The sequence below is a fragment of the Mesorhizobium sp. RSR380A genome, assembly GCF_054719385.1.
In genome coordinates this window covers 4,133,904-4,148,435 of record NZ_JBTTIB010000001.1, presented here as the reverse complement: position 1 = coordinate 4,148,435, position 14,532 = coordinate 4,133,904, and the positions used below count along the sequence as shown (strand labels likewise).

Below are 14,532 nucleotides of genomic sequence, written 5' to 3'. Positions count from 1 at the left end.
GCTCCCAACGTCAGAGCGCGTCGTAAACGGCATCAATCAACACCTTGCGGCGTGGATCGACGTCGTCGAAACCCAGCATGCGGTTGGTGACGTAGCCGAATCCGACACCGGCGCCGGGATCGGCAAAATCGAGGGCGCCGCCCCCAGCCGCCATGGCCGAGGGATTGCGGCGACGCGCGGCTGGCATAGGCGGCGTCCTCGAGCTGAAAGCCGGCGGCGAATTGCCGGCGCTTGAGACATAGCGCGCATGAGGCGAACCGGAATCATCGCAACGAATGCAAGCCACAGGCCAGCAACCAGACCCTGCATCTTGACAGACGAGGCGAAAGCCAAAAGAGTGAAACCGGTTTCACTGGGGACCGCCGGTGCATTTCGATCTGTCCATTCTGCTCCCGCATCTGGGTTTTCTGGCGCGCGGCGCCGAACTCACGGCCGCGGCTTGCGCGCTGTCGCTGGTAGGAAGCGTCTTCATGGGCGCGTTGGTGGCGATCGCACGCACCTCCGCCTCGGCACTGCTTCGACGGATCGCCTTCGTCTATGTCGATCTCTTCCGCAATGTGCCGTTCATCGTCCAGCTGTTCTTCTTCTATTACGGCCTGCCCGAGCTCGGCATTTACATCGATGCCTTCACCACCGGCGTCGTGGCGCTTTCGATTGCCGGCGGCGCCTATGCCTCCGACATCATTCGCGCCGGCATCCTCGCCATCGACCAGGGCATCATCGACGCCGCTGAAGTGAGCGGCCTGTCCAGGCGCAAGATCTTCACCCGCATCGTGCTGCCGATTGCGCTGCGCACCTCCGTGCGACCGCTCGGATCCGTGCTCATCAACATGATCCTTACGTCCTCGATCCTCTCGACAATCACGCTCAACGAGCTCACCGGCTCAGCCCAGATCGTGGTCTCGCAGACCTATCGGCCCTTCGAGGTCTATATGGTGCTGCTCTGTGCCTATGCGGCCCTGACCTATCTGGTCTCGCTGGGCGTCACCCTGCTCCACCGCCATCTCAATCGGGACATGATGGAGGCGGTCGACTGATGCGGTTCAGCGACTTCACCTCCTACGACCTGATCCTGCTGGCGCAAGGTCTCGGCACCAACATCGCGCTGTTTCTCGTCACCTCTCTGATCGGACTGCTGATTGGCCTGAGCTGGGCACTGGTGCGGTTCTACCGTGTGCCGGTTCTGGCCCAGGTCGTCACCTTCCTGTCGGAGCTGTTGAAGAACTCGCCGGTGTTGGTGCAGCTGTTCCTGGTGTTCTTCGGCCTGCCGGCGCTGTTGCATATAAGGGTGACGCCGGTCACCGCAGCGACCATCACTCTGTCGGCGAACACCGCGGCATTCGTCTATGTCATCGCGGTCTCGGCGATCGAGTCGATCGAACGCGAGCAGGTCGAGGCCGCGCGTGTCTTCGGCCTGACCCGGTGGCAGGTCCTGCGCCATATCGTTTCGCCCCAGGCTGCCGCCTTCGCGGTCGGCCCGCTCGTCGCGCTGCTGGTCAACCAGCTTCAGGTGACGTCGCTGATTTCTGTCATCGGCGTCGTCGACCTGACCAAGATTGGCCACATCCTCAACATGCGAACCTTGAAGCCGTTCGTGGTCTGGACCGTCGTCGGGCTGCTCTACTATGGCGCGGCAAAGCTGGTCGCCCTGCTTGGCGAGCGTCTTGAAAACCGCCTGCGGGCGCACAGCGCCTGGCGGGGGCTTTAACATGCTCAAGATCGAAAACGTGCACAAAGCGTTCGGCGAGGTCACTGTGCTGGACGGCGTCGACCTGACGATCGCGCCCGGCGAAGTGGTCTCGATCCTCGGGTCGTCGGGGTCCGGCAAGTCGACACTGATCCGTTGCATCAACGGCCTCGAAAAGCTGAAGTCGGGCCGCATCACGGTCGACGATTTCGATGTCAGCAAGCCGAAGGAGCTGGCCGAGGCGCGCAAGCGCTCAGGCACCGTCTTCCAGCTGTTCAACCTCTATCCGCATATGAGCGCGCTTCAGAACATTACGCTCGCCCCGATCGAGGTGCTGAAGATGCCGCGCCCTGAGGCCGAGGCGCTGGCGCGCAAGCTGCTCGAGTCCGTCGGCCTCGCCGATCGGGCCAACGCCTACCCGGCGCAGTTGTCGGGCGGGCAGCGCCAGCGTGTCGGCATCTGCCGGGCGCTCGCCATGCAGCCGCGCTATCTGCTGCTCGATGAAGTGACCAGCGCGCTCGACCCGGAAATGACTTCCGAGGTGCTGGCCATCCTGGCAAAGCTCGCCGCGCAAGGCACGACGATGCTGTTCGTCACCCACGAGATCGAATTCGCGCGCGAGATTTCCAACCGCATCGTCTTCCTCGACAAGGGCAGGCTGGTGGTCGATCTGCCAACGGATCGTTTCTTCGCCGCGGACGGCGGCCGGGCGCAGCCGCGGGTTGCGCAGTTTCTCTCCAAGATGCGCAAGGACTAGGAATGCTGCTGTTAGCCAACAACGAAGCATGGCCGGGATTCGAAACCTCGGTGCAAATGCTGCGCGATGGCGCCGTCAGCCTGGACGCGATGGTTGCCGGCATCGGCATGGTGGAGAAAGAGGTCAAGGTTCGCAGCGTCGGTTATGGCGGCTGGCCGAACATGCTGGGCGAGATGGAGTTCGACGCCGGGGTCATGGACGGCAATACAAGAGAGGTCGGTTCAGTCGGCGCCGTGCCAAGGACCTTGGCGGTCGCTGCCCTGGCGCAGCAGGTAATGAAGCGCCTGCCGCATGTGATGCTGACCGGCGAAGGGGCGCGGCGCTTTGCCAGCGAAATCGGTTTTGCCGAAGACGAAGTCTTGTTCGAGGACAGCAAGCGCGTCTGGTGGGAGCGGCTGCAACAGGAACTCACACCGCAACAGCTGGCGAAATTCCCCGATATCGATCTGGCGCCGCTCAGCCGTACTATCACCGATCCCGAGCGGGTCCGCGACACCACCGTCTTCCTGTCGGCGGATGCGCGGCGCGGCATCCATGCCGCGACTTCGACCTCGGGCTGGGCCTGGAAATATCCGGGCCGGCTCGGCGATTCTCCCATTCCCGGCGCAGGCTTTTACGCCGACAGCCGCTATGGTGCGGCGGCGTGCACCCATACCGGCGAGATGACGATGCGCTGCGCCACCGCACGGACCGTCGTGCTGGCCATGAAGCTTGGCCGATCCCTGTCGGATGCGGTCGCGCTGGCGGTCGAGGAACTGGCTGAACTCGACACCGGCTTCCTGGCCGGAGTGGTCATCCACGCCGTCGACGCCGAGCAGAACCACGAGGTGGTGAATTTCAGATGCGAGGGCGAGGTCCGCTACTGGCTCTGGAAGGATTGCATGTCCGCACCCGAATTGCGGGCAGCAAAGCGTGTCACTTGAAAATAAGGAGAGGAACCATGAAGACCCTACTGCGTGCCTTCGCCGCGCTGGCCATCGTGGCCGGTTCGGCATTTCCAGCCCTTGCCGGCATGATTGACGACATCCGCTCACGCGGCACCATTCGCATCGGCGTATCGCTCGGCGGCGAGCCGATCGGCTTTCGCGATGCACAAAACAACCCTGTCGGCTACGATGTCGATGTCGCGACGCTGCTGGCGCAAAAGCTCGGTGTGCCGGTCGAGTTCGTCGACGTCTCGGGCGATGCGCGTATTTCCATGCTGGTGTCGGGACAGATCGATGTCGCGGTCGCAAACACCTCTGCAACGCTCGAGCGGGCCAAGACCGTCAACTTCACCATCCCCTACAACCGGGCCGGGCTGCGCGTCATCGTCCAGAAAGATGCCGGGATAACCGACCTCAAGGGGCTCGCCGGCAAGAAGGTTGTCGTCGGCCGCGGCACCACGGGCGAAACCTTCCTCAAGGCGGCCGTGCCGGACGCAGAGCTCGTCTATGTCGACCAGTTCGCGCCCGACGGGGTTCTGCAGCTGCAACAGAAGCGCGTCGATGCGGCGATCGAGGATTCCTCGTTGCTCGATTACCTCGCGACCAAGACACCGAGCCTGGTGACGCTGCCAGGCCTCTATTCCAACGATCCGATCGGCATCGCGGTCGCCAAGGGCGATCCCGAATTCGTCCGGTGGCTCGACATGTTCGTGTCCGACTTCATCCAGTCGGGCACCTATGAGACGACCTACAAGAAGTGGTGGGGGCCGGACTCCAACCCGCCGGCGCTCAACCCGCTGTGGTGACACCCACTACCGGTAACCGATCGGCGCACAGTCGAGGCGCCGTCGCAACGATCGCCGACGTCGCGCGGCTGGCAGGCGTGTCGCGCGCCGCGGCCAGCCGTGCGCTGTCGAGCGGACCGCGACCGGTCTCGGCGGACAAACGCGAGCGTGTCGTGCAGGCCGCCGCCCAGCTCGGCTACAAACCCAATCTCCTGGCGCAGAGCCTGACCACCAAGACCGTCAATCTGGTTGCCGTCGTGGTCAACCACATTCACGACCTTTCAGATCTCGACTTGTTCGACCGGCTGCTCGATGCAATCCAGTCGATCGGCAAGCAGGTCATCCTCATCCGCATCGGCTCGGCGGAAGGGGTCGAGGATTTTCTGCGCAACGGCGTTGCCTATCATGTCGATGCCGCCGTGGTGTTCTCCGACTTTGCCGATGCAGCGACCGTGCGGCGCATGTTTCGCTCGGACCTGGTCATCATGCTGAACGGACTGCATGACGATCTGTCACCCACAATCATTCCCGATGAAGGCGTCGGCATCGCCGAGGCCGTGGCGGATGCGGCGGCCAAGCGCGTGCGCACCGGCAGCCTGCTGACCGGCCGGTCGTCCTCACGCGTCGAGCAGCTGCGCGTTGGCCACTACCTCGACGCGTTCAGGCGCCATGGAATTGAGCTGCTACAGACGATCCAGGGCGACTACTCCTACGAGTCAGGTCATGCGGCAGCCGCCGGCCTGACGGAACGCGGCTGTCCAGATGCGGTCTTTTGTACGTCCGACGCGATGGCCATGGGTGTTCTGGATGTCTGCCGGGCGGATTTCCCCGACAACCGGCCCAGCCGCTTCCGCCTCTATGGCTTCGACAATGTGTCCCTGACCAATTTCGACGCCTACCCGATATCGTCAATCGGCTACGACAAATCGGACTATGTGGGTCATATCGTCGGCGCCCTCTCCAATCCGCAGGTCTTCATGCCCGGCCAGCCGCCTGTCGTTATATTGACCCGGCTGATTTCGCGCTTGTCCGCGTAACTAGCGCCGATGTTGGACTGCTTGTCCGGCGTCGATCTCCCAGAGATCGAACGGAGATCGCGCCGGACAATGTACCAGCGCCTACTGCAATTTCGCCTGCAGCGCGTTGACGTCGTCGGTTGTCATTTCACCGTCGGTCGTCACCTTGCCGTCGACGATCTTCCACAACCGGAACGGGCCGGTGATGTCGCCATATTTGTCGAAGCTGACCGGACCGATGACGCCTTCATAGCGGATCGGCTTGCCATCCTTGATCAGGCCGAGCGCCTTGGCGAATTCGTCCTTGCCGGCAAAGATCGGTGTGCCGGTCGGATCGACCGCCTTGTACATGGCATCCTTGATCTTGGCTGGATCCTCGGAGCCGGCAATGGCAATGGCGAGACCGACAATGGCGCCGGCATCATAGGAACGGTCGGCTGCCGGGTTCGACGGCTCGATACCCGAAAACTCCTTGTAGTTTTTCAGGAAGTAGTCGGTGGAGGCCGTCGGGCTGGTGCCTGAGGATGTGCCGTAAGCATCCTTGAGGTAGTCGGCGCCGACGGATTCGATGAAGTCCGGGCTGTTCATGCCGTCATTGAGCAGGAATTTTTGCACGCCGCCCTGCGAGATCCAGGTGCGGGCAACCGTTGCGCCGTCGACCGGCGTGCTGACGAGGTAGAGCCCGTCCGGTTCGCCTCCCATCGCCGCCGTGACCTCCGAGGCATAGCTCGACTGCTTTTCGTTGTAGGGCGTGTCGGAGACGATGGTGCCGCCGAGCGCTTTGTAGGCGCGCGAGAATTCCGCCACCATGTTGACGCCGAAGTCGTTGTTGACGTGGATGATCGACAGTTTCTTAAAACCCTTGTCGATGGCGTATTTGGCGGCGGCCACGCCTTGCAGCGCATCCGACGTGATGGTGCGGAAGAAGATGCCGTTGGTCTTGCCGTCGCGGCCAAGGGCGGTCAGCGTCGGCGAGGACGAAGCCGGCGACACCTGCACGATCTTGGCCGGCCCGGTGACCGAGGTCAAAATCGGGATCGACACCGAGGAGATGATGCCGCCGATGATCACCGGCACCTTCTTGACCTGTACCAGCTGGGTCGCGGCATCGACCGCGATATTGCCCTGGCTCTGGCTGTCGCGCGTGTCGGTTGCGAGATCGCAGCCGCGTACGCCACCGGCTTCATTGATGTCGCGGAAGGCCATTTCGACGGACTTCGCGCCGGCCTGGCCGTATTCGCCTGCGGGGCCGGTCAGTTCCATGACCAGTCCGACGGTGATCTTGCAGTCCGCTGCGTGTGCGGCGCCGGCCATCGTCACGAGAGCCAGTGCTGTGGTGATTTGAAGTATCGTCTTCTTCATTGCCGTTCCCCTTTTCTTGTTTGAACTTTTGCCTGTTCAGCCTTCCGGCGCCTGCAGCCAGGTCTCATGCAGATGCCGCCATTCGACGCCGTTTGGTGCCGATGAACTGGTGGTGAAGACCGCACTGGACTGCCGGCGACTGTGTTTGCCGGCGCGCAGTTGCGCCTCGATGTAGAAGATGACGATCGTGTCCGCGTCCTGCCAACCCGGCCTGATGTCCTCGATCGATATGGAAAAACCGTCGTCGCAAGTGGCGCGGCTTGTCCGGACATGATCTACGACTGCGTCGCGATCGAGGATCTGGCCATTCGGCGCCACCATGGTGAGGCCTTCGCCCATGACAGCCTCGAAGCGGCCGAACTCCACAGCGTCGGCTCGCGCGGCGACAAACCAGTCGACGAAGAAGCGATGCAGGTCGATGATTTCAGCGCTGGCACGCGAAAAAAGGGAAGGCTCTCCGCTCATTTCTTCCCCGCATTGAGGTTGTAATGCATGATCGAGCCGTGGCGGCCATGACGGTCGCGCTCCAGCGTATAGACATCGCCCGCGAGGCCGGTGCCTTGTGCGATGGCGGCAGCAATCCGCGCGCGATCGTCGGCGTCGAGCGCGACGTCCATGATTTTCGTATTGGCCAGCGCATGTGCCTGGTTGCGCGCACCCACAATGACGGCCGCGACCTGCGGCTGCTCGAGCACCCATGCCGAGGCGATGGTGGCGATGTCGACGCCGTGGCGATCGCCGACCGCTTTCAGCGCCTTGAGCAGGGACTGGAACAGCTCCCAGCCGCCGAAGTCGTCGATGATCAGCTTGTATTTGACCAGCGAGCGGTTTTCGAGCGGCGTGGAGGGCTCGGCCACGCCAAGCCATTTGTCGCTGAGGAAGCCGCCCGCCACCGAGCCGTAGCAGAGGAAGCGGACACCGTTCTTAGCGGCAAGGCCCGCAAGGCTGTTTGCCGGCCGCTGGTCGAGCACTGAATATTGCAGTTGCTGGCTGACCAGCGGGATGCCCGCGGAGAGGATTTCGGCTAGCCTCGGCGTATCGAAATTGGTGGTGCCGAGATTGCGCACCTTGCCTTCCAGCCGAAGCTCGTCGAGCCAACCCATCGCCTCGACGTAACGAGGCTGGTCATAATCCCACCAGTGAAACTGCACGAGGTCGATCCGCTCGGTCTTGAGCCTGCGAAGCGACTGATCGACGATGCCCCTGATGTAGTCGCGGCTGATGCCTGCCAGTCGTTCGAGGTCCGGCACCAGCTTGGTGTGCACCTTCATCCTGGCCGCAACATCGAGACCGCGCTCGCCGGCCAGCCGCAGGCGCGCGGCGCCGATCAGTTCCTCGACGCCGGTGTAGATGTCGGCGCAGTCATAGGTCCAGATGCCGGCATCGAAAGTGGCGATGAGGTCGGTCACCGCCTGGCTGCGGTCGACGGCGCCATGCCCGCCGGCAAGCTGCCAGCCACCGCGGATGACTCGCGAGATCGCATAGCCGGGGCTGAGTTCGATGGTCCTGGCGGTCATCCCTTGTCGGTCTCCTTCGGCAGCGGCACGGCCGTGGTTTCGGCATGGCTGAACCGCCGCTTGGCAAGCCTGACGATGCGGAGCCGGCTGGCGCAATTGGGATCGGGACAGGCGATCTCGGCATCCGAGGTCATCCAGTCATTTGCATGCGTCGGGCGCTGCTTTGCCGCCAGGAGCGGCAACACGGCGGAGATCGAATAAATCGAAAAACCCTGCCCTGCCGGCAGCGAGAGCATTTCGCCCTTCAGTTCGAAATAGTCGCCGGCCCTGGCGCCGCAATAGACCGGCTTGCCCTCGGGAATGACCGCTTCGACGCGCAGATCGAAGAGCTCGAAACTGTCGTCGGCCATTCAGGCCTCCACCAGGCTGAAGGTGATGTCACAGGCGCCGTTGCGGCGGATGACGCCGCAGGCGGTGGCGAACTGATCGCGCTCTTCGGCGCGGACCTGCGCCACCACGCTGCCGGCCAGCCAGCCGATCGGGAACAGCAGCCGCGCCCCCTGCCCGTAGTACAGGCCGATATCGAAGATGGCATTGGGATTGCCACCCCACATGCGTGGCGGCACATAGGACAGCACGATATCGCCAGGCTGCGGCGTCAGCGTCGCATTCTCCGGTGGCAGAGGCTGGGCATAGGCCTGGCCCTGGAGATCGGCTGACGGAACCGGGCACGAGATTTCCGGTCCTGTCCACATCGCATGGATTCCTGGGATAATGCGTGGCTGCGCCAGATACGCCAGCAGGAAGGCGGCATTTTCCGGCGCCTTTTCGGGCAATAGCAGCGCCGTCACGGAAAGCTTCGAGCGTGGTTCTGTGATGCTGATGACGGGCTTGGTCATGTCAATCCTTCGCCGATTGAAGTTTGTCGCGCAGGAAGGCGAAGGGGCGGCTGATGTCGGCCACCAGCGCCTCGCGCGCCGCTTGCGCATCCTGTTTGGCAAGTGCCGCGACAATCCGACGGTGATAGTGGGCGGTATCGACCTCGCCGGCCTCGGAGAAGGCATAGATGGCGACGCGGATGCAGGGTCCAGATTGAAGCCAGAGGCTTTCGATCATCGGGATCAGCACAGCCGAGCCGCAGCAGCGGTAGATCTCAAAATGGAAGCTCTGGTTGAGCGTCGCTTCGCGGTCGATATCCTTCTTGTGCTTCAGGGCCCGCATCTCGTCCCATTCGCCCAGCATGGCTTCGATCGACGCGATCTGGCGCGGGCTCATGCGCCTGGCGGCAAGCGCGATCGCTTCGCCTTCGATGAGTGAGCGGGCACGCAGGAGGTCGTCGATGCGCTCCAGCGTGATCGGCGGCACGCGCACGGAACGGTTGGGCAGCGCCTCCAGCGCCTTTTCCGTGATCAGCCGGCCGAGCGCTTCGCGTACCGGCATGGTCGAGGTGACCAGCGCATCGGCAAGACCGCGGATGGTCAGCACCTGGTTCGGCTCGAAAAGGCCACCGATCAGAGCACGGCGCAACTCGGAATAGACGCGATCCTGCACCGTCTCGCGGCCGACCGGCGTAAGCTGGGCTGCGATCGTCCCATTGTTCTTGTCGATGGCAGCCTTCTGCATTCCCGGCATTTGCCCCGTTTTCGGCTTGCGAATGAAATTAAAGCCGAATAGCGTGATCAACGCAAGTGTGATCACAAATCAAAAATCAGGAGGCGACAACGATCGTCTTCGGCCAGAGGGTTTGATGAGCGATGCAGCGCAGCGCCAAAGGCAGGAGACCCGTGCGCCGGTACTGACGGCGCGAAACGTCGTCAGGCGTTTTGGCGGTCTTGTCGCCGTCAGCGATGTCTCGTTTGATGTCAAAGCGGGCGAAATCCTCGGCCTGATCGGACCCAATGGAGCCGGCAAGACGACCATGTTCGACCTGCTCGCCGGCAGCATATTGCCAACCAGCGGCGATATCCTGCTCAATGGCAGGCGCGTCTCCGGCGAAGCCGCTCATCTGCGTATCGGCCGTGGTCTTGGACGCACCTTCCAGATCCCACGCCCGCTGCCCAATCTGACGTTGATCGAAAACATCATGCTGGCGGCACAGGGCCAAGCCGGCGAAAAATTGCTCGCCAACTTCGTCACGCCTTGGCGGGTCGCAGCACAAGAAAGGGCTGCCAGGACAAAGGCGCTCGAGCTGCTGGAGTTGGTCACTCTCACCCATCTCGCGCACGAGCCGGCACGCGTGCTTTCCGGCGGCCAGCGCAAGCTGCTCGAACTCGCCCGCGTCATGATGGCCGACCCGGCGATCATCCTGCTCGACGAACCGGCGGCCGGCGTCAACGCGACGCTGCTCGAGATCATCATCGACCGCATCCGCGACATCAACGCGCACGGCATCACCTTTCTGCTGATCGAGCACAATATCGACATGGTGACGCGGCTCTGCCATCGCGTCCTCGTCATGGCGAGCGGTCAACTGCTCAGCGAAGGCACGGCGGAAGAGGTCGCCCGCGACCCGCGCGTCATCGAGGCTTATCTCGGGGGCGCCACATGAACGAGACCGTCCTCGACGTGCGCAACCTCGAAGCCGGCTACGAGCCCGGCGTGCCGATCGTGCGCGGCGCCTCGATCACCGTCGGCAAGGGCGAGATCGTCGTCGTGCTCGGTCCCAACGGCGCCGGCAAGTCGAGCTTCATCAAGGCGATCGCCGGCCTTGTCCCGATCACCGGCGGCACCGTATTTCTGGACGGCAAGGACATCACCGCCGCTCCCGCGCACACCATGGTTCGGCTCGGCCTGGCCTTCGTACCGCAGACGGAGAACATCTTCCCGCTGATGTCGGTCGAGGACAATCTGAAGGTCGCCTGCGGCATCCTCGAGCGACGCGAAATCCCTGCCCGCATCGAGGAAATGTATGCGGCCTTCCCCGACCTCGTCCGCCAGCGCCGCACCGCCGCCGGCAATCTGTCGGGCGGACAGCGGCAGATGCTCGCCGTCGCACGTGCGCTGATCGTCCATCCCAAGGTGCTGGTGCTCGACGAGCCGTCGGCCGGCCTGTCGCCGAAATTCGTATCGATGGTGTTCGAGATGCTGGCCGGCATCCGCAGGTCCGGCGTCACCATCCTGCTGGTCGAACAGAACGCCAAGGCAGCGCTGGCCATCGGCGACCGCGCCTATGTGCTGGTCGAAGGCAAGGACCGGCACGAGGGTGTGGCGTCCGAATTGTGGAACGATCCTGTCGTCGCCGAACTCTATCTCGGCCAACGCCCTCACGCCGGCAAGGGAGGCGCGGCATGAGCCTGCAATTTGTCGTCGATGGGTTGCTGACCGGTTCGATGATCGGCCTCGGCGCCATTGGCGTGACGCTCACCTATTCGATCCTGCGCTTCTCGAACTTCGCCCATGGCGACTTCATGGCCTGGGGCACCTATGCGACGCTCGCCGTCGTCAGCACCATCGGCGCGATGTTCGGCAAGGTGGCGCCCATTGGACCGCTGTCTTTCGGCTGGCCGCTGCTGGTTGCGCTGGTTGTCGGCATGACTTTCACCGCCCTGCTGGCGCTGTTGCTCGACAAGGTGCTGTTTTCGCGGCTGCGCTCGCAGGGGCAAGCCATCATCGTGGTGATGGCGAGCTTCGGCGCCTCGATGGCGCTGCGCAGCCTGCTCGAATTCACCTTCAGCTCACGCCCGACCTATTTCAGCCGGGCGATCCAGATCGCCATGCCGGTCGGCTTCGGCATCCGCATCACGCCCGATCAGATCGCGCTGCTGCTGCTGACCGCAGTGCTGGTGCTCGGCGTGCATCTGTTGATGACACGCACGCAGACCGGCCGCTCCATGCAGGCGCTGAGCCAAAATGCGGCCTTGGCCCGCATCGTCGGCATCGATGTTGCCTCCGTGGTGCGCGTCACCTGGATCATCGGCGGGGCGCTGGCCTGTGTGGCCGGCGTGATGATCGGCATTCTGGTGCAGATCCGCCCGTTCATGGGCTTCGACATGCTGCTGCCGATGTTCGCAGCCGCCATCCTGGGCGGCATCGGCAGCATACCGGGCGCCGTGCTCGGCGGCCTGATCATTGGCCTTGCCGAAGCCGGTGCGGTGCAGCTGATCGGCGCCGAATGGCGCGCCGCAATCTCCTTCATCATCCTGATGGCGGTGCTGTTCGTGCGGCCGATCGGCCTGTTTGGTGTGAGGGAACGCTGATGGACCTGCTCGGCTACGGCGCCTTCTTCCTGACCACCGCACTGATCTTTTCGCTGGTCACACTGGGGCTCAATCTCCAGTGGGGGCTGACTGGCCTTTTCAATGTCGGTCTTGCCGGTTTCGTCGCCATCGGCGCCTATACATCGGCGCTGCTCACGACCCCGGACGATGCCGCGCGCTTCGGCGGCTTCGGTCTGCCGATCCTGGCCGGCTGGGCGGGCGCCATGATCGTCGGCGGTATCGCCGCAGCACTTACCGGCATGGCCACGCTGCGTCTGCGATCAGACTACCTGGCGATCACCACCTTCGGCGTCGCCGTCGTCGTGCAGCTGGTCGCGCTCAACGCGCAAAAACTCACGGGCGGCCCGTTCGGCATCGGTTTCATCCCGCGCCCGTTCGGCGGCCTTGCGGAAACGCCGCTGTTGTTCAACCTGTCGAACCTCGCCGTCGTTTCGGCTGTGACGCTGATCGCCTATCTCGCTCTGGAGCACCTGTCGCGCAGCCCCTGGGGCCGCGTGCTCAAGGCGCTGCGCGAGGACGAGCGAGCGGCGATTTCGCTGGGCAAGAGCGCGCGCTTCTACCGCGTCCAGGCCTTTGCCGTCGGCGGCGCCATCATGGCGCTGGCCGGCGCTTTGCAGGCGCATTTCACCGGCTTCATCGCGCCCGATAACTATCTGCCGATCCTGACCTTCCAGGTCTGGGTGATGCTGATCGTCGGCGGCTCGGGCAGCAATGCCGGCGCCATTGCCGGCAGCATCCTGGTCTGGGCGATATGGGCGGGGTCGGGCACGCTGACCAGCGTGCTGTTTGCGCCCGAGCAGCAAGCACGCGCGGCCTCGCTGCAGATCGTCGCCATCGGCGTCATGCTGTGCGTCATCCTGCTGATCCGGCCGAACGGATTGTTCGGCGATCGGCCGCGCCGGCCGAAGCCCGGCAAACAGAAAAAGGCGGCGGCCAGCGAGAACGAGGCCGGACCATGAATGCCATGATCCGGCAAGACGTGCATGGCGTTTCACTCTGGCATGCCGTCAGCCGCAACCGCCGCGACCGGGGCACGCTGCAAGGCGGGCTCGACGTCGATCTTGCAATCGTTGGCGGCGGCTTTTCCGGCCTGTCGACGGCATTGCATGCCGCGGAGAAGGGGCTTTCGGTCGCGGTCCTCGAAGCCGAATTCATTGCCTGGGGTGCGACCGGCCGGAATGCCGGCTTCGTCGTTCCGAACTTTGCAAAGCGGGATCCAGACGACATCATCACCGAACTCGGACCCGAGCGCGGCGGGAGGCTGATCGATTTCGCCGCGGGAAGCGCTGACCTCGTCTTCGGCCTGATCAAGCGGCATGGCATCGAATGCGACGCTGTGCAGAATGGTTGGATCCAGCCGGCGCATTCGTCCGCCGCGCTGGAAAAGACGCGATCGCGCGCCGAGCAATGGGCGGCGCGGGGCAGGCCGACCGTAACGCTCGATGCCAAGGCGGTCACGACGCTCACCGGTATCGGCGGCTACGCCGGCGGTTGGATGGATAACTCGGGCGGCGTCCTCAATCCGGTCGAGTATGCGCGCGGCCTGGCCGATGCCGCCGAAAAAGCCGGCGCGCGGATCTTCGAGCAGACGCGCGTCGCTTCCATCGACCGCACTCCGGATGGCTGGACCTTGACGACCGCATCCGGCGCCGTGCGTGCGGGCAAGGTGGTGATCGCCACCAACGCCTATGGCGGGGCACTGAACCGGACACTGGCGCGGACCTATATCCCGCTGAAAGTCTTCCAGATCGCCACCGCGCCGCTGTCGCGGGCCATACGCGCGCGCCTGCTGCCGGGCGGCCAGGGCGTCGGCGACACCAGGCGCAATCTCTTTACCTGCCGCTTCGACGGGCAGAACCGGCTGATCAGCGGCGGCATGCATGTCGTCGGCGCCGGCGCCGAGACGCGCTTGCCGCAAACGATTTGGCGACGGCTCGCCAGGCATCTCGATTTGCCTGACCTGCCGCCGCTTGCCTACAGCTGGACAGGCGTGGCGGCGGTGGTGCCGGATTTCCTGCCGCGCCTCATCGACCTCGGCCCGGGCCTGATCGCCGGCTTCGCCTGCAACGGCCGCGGCATCGCCATGACCACGGCAATGGGCAAAGTGCTGGCGGACTGGGCGAGCGGAACGGACGCCCGATATCTGCCGCTCCCCTTCGCGCCGCCAGCGCCGATCCCGCTGCACAAGCTCGTGCGCTATGCACCGAATATGCTGCTCCCCTGGAGCATCCTGCGCGACCGGCTGGATTAGACAGCCACCACCTTCCGCAATCGATGACCGTGGCGGCCCAGGAGGATATCTTCAGATCCCCTCGCCAGCCAGCC

General features: G+C 64.0%; 18 protein-coding genes. 11 read left to right on the top strand and 7 right to left on the bottom strand.

The window, feature by feature from the left end; genetic code table 11:
• Nucleotides 1-10 precede the first annotated feature (10 nt).
• Nucleotides 11-187: a hypothetical protein gene (locus ACYG9Z_RS19970; RefSeq protein WP_023692240.1), complete on the bottom strand. Its 177-nt coding sequence runs from the start codon at nucleotides 185-187 to the stop codon at nucleotides 11-13.
• Nucleotides 188-365: 178 nt separating this feature from the next.
• Between ACYG9Z_RS19970 and ACYG9Z_RS19965 the strand changes: the two genes are divergently transcribed.
• Genes ACYG9Z_RS19965 through ACYG9Z_RS19940 form a run of 6 tightly spaced genes read left to right on the top strand, consistent with a single transcriptional unit; the run spans nucleotide 366 to nucleotide 5,192 of the window.
• Entirely contained in the window at nucleotides 366-1,037 is a 672-nt protein-coding gene (locus ACYG9Z_RS19965; protein WP_023751818.1) for an amino acid ABC transporter permease, read from the top strand.
• Nucleotides 1,037-1,708 carry an amino acid ABC transporter permease gene (locus ACYG9Z_RS19960; RefSeq protein WP_023667866.1) on the top strand — a complete coding sequence of 224 codons (672 nt, stop codon included), beginning with the start codon at nucleotides 1,037-1,039 and terminating at the stop codon, nucleotides 1,706-1,708. Before ACYG9Z_RS19965 ends, ACYG9Z_RS19960 begins: the two co-directional genes overlap by 1 nt.
• Before the next feature lies 1 nt (nucleotide 1,709).
• Entirely contained in the window at nucleotides 1,710-2,444 is a 735-nt protein-coding gene (locus tag ACYG9Z_RS19955; protein WP_023699816.1) for an amino acid ABC transporter ATP-binding protein, read from the top strand.
• A 2-nt stretch (nucleotides 2,445-2,446) separates the two neighbouring features.
• Complete coding sequence (locus tag ACYG9Z_RS19950) at nucleotides 2,447-3,367, top strand: isoaspartyl peptidase/L-asparaginase (protein WP_031244064.1); 921 nt, start codon at nucleotides 2,447-2,449, stop codon at nucleotides 3,365-3,367.
• Nucleotides 3,368-3,384: 17 nt separating this feature from the next.
• Entirely contained in the window at nucleotides 3,385-4,176 is a 792-nt protein-coding gene (locus ACYG9Z_RS19945) for a transporter substrate-binding domain-containing protein (RefSeq protein ID WP_023710016.1), read from the top strand.
• Nucleotides 4,170-5,192: a LacI family DNA-binding transcriptional regulator gene (locus ACYG9Z_RS19940; protein WP_023751817.1), complete on the top strand. Its 1,023-nt coding sequence runs from the start codon at nucleotides 4,170-4,172 to the stop codon at nucleotides 5,190-5,192. Before ACYG9Z_RS19945 ends, ACYG9Z_RS19940 begins: the two co-directional genes overlap by 7 nt.
• 81 nt (nucleotides 5,193-5,273) lie before the next feature.
• On the opposite strand, the gene ACYG9Z_RS19935 is transcribed toward ACYG9Z_RS19940, so the two are convergent.
• Genes ACYG9Z_RS19935 through ACYG9Z_RS19910 form a run of 6 tightly spaced genes read right to left on the bottom strand, consistent with a single transcriptional unit; the run spans nucleotide 5,274 to nucleotide 9,613 of the window.
• Nucleotides 5,274-6,533 (bottom strand): ABC transporter substrate-binding protein, encoded by a 1,260-nt coding sequence (locus ACYG9Z_RS19935; protein ID WP_023751816.1) that lies wholly within the window; start codon nucleotides 6,531-6,533, stop codon nucleotides 5,274-5,276.
• 36 nt (nucleotides 6,534-6,569) lie between these two features.
• On the bottom strand, nucleotides 6,570-6,998 hold the full coding sequence (locus ACYG9Z_RS19930; RefSeq protein WP_023751815.1) for a hypothetical protein: 429 nt from the start codon (nucleotides 6,996-6,998) through the stop codon (nucleotides 6,570-6,572).
• Nucleotides 6,995-8,050, bottom strand: a complete 1,056-nt coding sequence (locus tag ACYG9Z_RS19925) for an aldo/keto reductase (RefSeq protein ID WP_023751814.1) — start codon at nucleotides 8,048-8,050, stop codon at nucleotides 6,995-6,997. The genes ACYG9Z_RS19930 and ACYG9Z_RS19925 overlap by 4 nt, the downstream gene beginning before the upstream one ends.
• Nucleotides 8,047-8,400 (bottom strand): TIGR04076 family protein, encoded by a 354-nt coding sequence (locus ACYG9Z_RS19920; protein WP_023667858.1) that lies wholly within the window; start codon nucleotides 8,398-8,400, stop codon nucleotides 8,047-8,049. Before ACYG9Z_RS19920 ends, ACYG9Z_RS19925 begins: the two co-directional genes overlap by 4 nt.
• Nucleotides 8,401-8,889 (bottom strand): DUF3830 family protein, encoded by a 489-nt coding sequence (locus tag ACYG9Z_RS19915; protein ID WP_023751813.1) that lies wholly within the window; start codon nucleotides 8,887-8,889, stop codon nucleotides 8,401-8,403. It abuts the gene before it with no gap.
• A gap of 1 nt (nucleotide 8,890) precedes the next feature.
• A complete protein-coding gene (locus ACYG9Z_RS19910) occupies nucleotides 8,891-9,613 on the bottom strand; it encodes a GntR family transcriptional regulator (protein WP_031244062.1) in 723 nt (240 codons plus the stop codon).
• Between the two features lie 124 nt (nucleotides 9,614-9,737).
• On the opposite strand from ACYG9Z_RS19910, the gene ACYG9Z_RS19905 reads away from it, so the two are divergent.
• Genes ACYG9Z_RS19905 through ACYG9Z_RS19885 form a run of 5 tightly spaced genes read left to right on the top strand, consistent with a single transcriptional unit; the run spans nucleotide 9,738 to nucleotide 14,458 of the window.
• A complete protein-coding gene (locus ACYG9Z_RS19905; RefSeq protein ID WP_023751811.1) occupies nucleotides 9,738-10,538 on the top strand; it encodes an ABC transporter ATP-binding protein in 801 nt (266 codons plus the stop codon).
• Entirely contained in the window at nucleotides 10,535-11,281 is a 747-nt protein-coding gene (locus ACYG9Z_RS19900) for a branched-chain amino acid ABC transporter ATP-binding protein (protein ID WP_023751810.1), read from the top strand. Before ACYG9Z_RS19905 ends, ACYG9Z_RS19900 begins: the two co-directional genes overlap by 4 nt.
• The gene (locus tag ACYG9Z_RS19895; RefSeq protein WP_023751809.1) at nucleotides 11,278-12,186 is read left to right on the top strand and encodes a branched-chain amino acid ABC transporter permease; all 909 of its coding nucleotides are present in this window, start codon (nucleotides 11,278-11,280) and stop codon (nucleotides 12,184-12,186) included. The genes ACYG9Z_RS19900 and ACYG9Z_RS19895 overlap by 4 nt, the downstream gene beginning before the upstream one ends.
• Complete coding sequence (locus tag ACYG9Z_RS19890) at nucleotides 12,183-13,166, top strand: branched-chain amino acid ABC transporter permease (RefSeq protein ID WP_023751808.1); 984 nt, start codon at nucleotides 12,183-12,185, stop codon at nucleotides 13,164-13,166. Before ACYG9Z_RS19895 ends, ACYG9Z_RS19890 begins: the two co-directional genes overlap by 4 nt.
• The gene (locus tag ACYG9Z_RS19885; RefSeq protein ID WP_023751807.1) at nucleotides 13,163-14,458 is read left to right on the top strand and encodes an NAD(P)/FAD-dependent oxidoreductase; all 1,296 of its coding nucleotides are present in this window, start codon (nucleotides 13,163-13,165) and stop codon (nucleotides 14,456-14,458) included. The genes ACYG9Z_RS19890 and ACYG9Z_RS19885 overlap by 4 nt, the downstream gene beginning before the upstream one ends.
• Nucleotides 14,459-14,532: the final 74 nt, after the last annotated feature.

Excerpts from the sequence above, each read along its gene's own strand:
- ACYG9Z_RS19970 (WP_023692240.1), bottom strand. The coding sequence starts at position 187 with ATGCCAGCCGCGCGTCGCCGCAATCCCTCGGCCATGGCGGCTGGGGGC.
- ACYG9Z_RS19960 (WP_023667866.1), top strand. The coding sequence starts at position 1,037 with ATGCGGTTCAGCGACTTCACCTCCTACGACCTGATCCTGCTGGCGCAA.
- ACYG9Z_RS19955 (WP_023699816.1), top strand. The coding sequence starts at position 1,710 with ATGCTCAAGATCGAAAACGTGCACAAAGCGTTCGGCGAGGTCACTGTG.
- ACYG9Z_RS19950 (WP_031244064.1), top strand. The coding sequence starts at position 2,447 with ATGCTGCTGTTAGCCAACAACGAAGCATGGCCGGGATTCGAAACCTCG.
- ACYG9Z_RS19945 (WP_023710016.1), top strand. The coding sequence starts at position 3,385 with ATGAAGACCCTACTGCGTGCCTTCGCCGCGCTGGCCATCGTGGCCGGT.
- ACYG9Z_RS19935 (WP_023751816.1), bottom strand. The coding sequence starts at position 6,533 with ATGAAGAAGACGATACTTCAAATCACCACAGCACTGGCTCTCGTGACG.
- ACYG9Z_RS19930 (WP_023751815.1), bottom strand. The coding sequence starts at position 6,998 with ATGAGCGGAGAGCCTTCCCTTTTTTCGCGTGCCAGCGCTGAAATCATC.
- ACYG9Z_RS19925 (WP_023751814.1), bottom strand. The coding sequence starts at position 8,050 with ATGACCGCCAGGACCATCGAACTCAGCCCCGGCTATGCGATCTCGCGA.
- ACYG9Z_RS19920 (WP_023667858.1), bottom strand. The coding sequence starts at position 8,400 with ATGGCCGACGACAGTTTCGAGCTCTTCGATCTGCGCGTCGAAGCGGTC.
- ACYG9Z_RS19915 (WP_023751813.1), bottom strand. The coding sequence starts at position 8,889 with ATGACCAAGCCCGTCATCAGCATCACAGAACCACGCTCGAAGCTTTCC.
- ACYG9Z_RS19910 (WP_031244062.1), bottom strand. The coding sequence starts at position 9,613 with ATGCAGAAGGCTGCCATCGACAAGAACAATGGGACGATCGCAGCCCAG.
- ACYG9Z_RS19905 (WP_023751811.1), top strand. The coding sequence starts at position 9,738 with ATGAGCGATGCAGCGCAGCGCCAAAGGCAGGAGACCCGTGCGCCGGTA.
- ACYG9Z_RS19900 (WP_023751810.1), top strand. The coding sequence starts at position 10,535 with ATGAACGAGACCGTCCTCGACGTGCGCAACCTCGAAGCCGGCTACGAG.
- ACYG9Z_RS19895 (WP_023751809.1), top strand. The coding sequence starts at position 11,278 with ATGAGCCTGCAATTTGTCGTCGATGGGTTGCTGACCGGTTCGATGATC.
- ACYG9Z_RS19885 (WP_023751807.1), top strand. The coding sequence starts at position 13,163 with ATGAATGCCATGATCCGGCAAGACGTGCATGGCGTTTCACTCTGGCAT.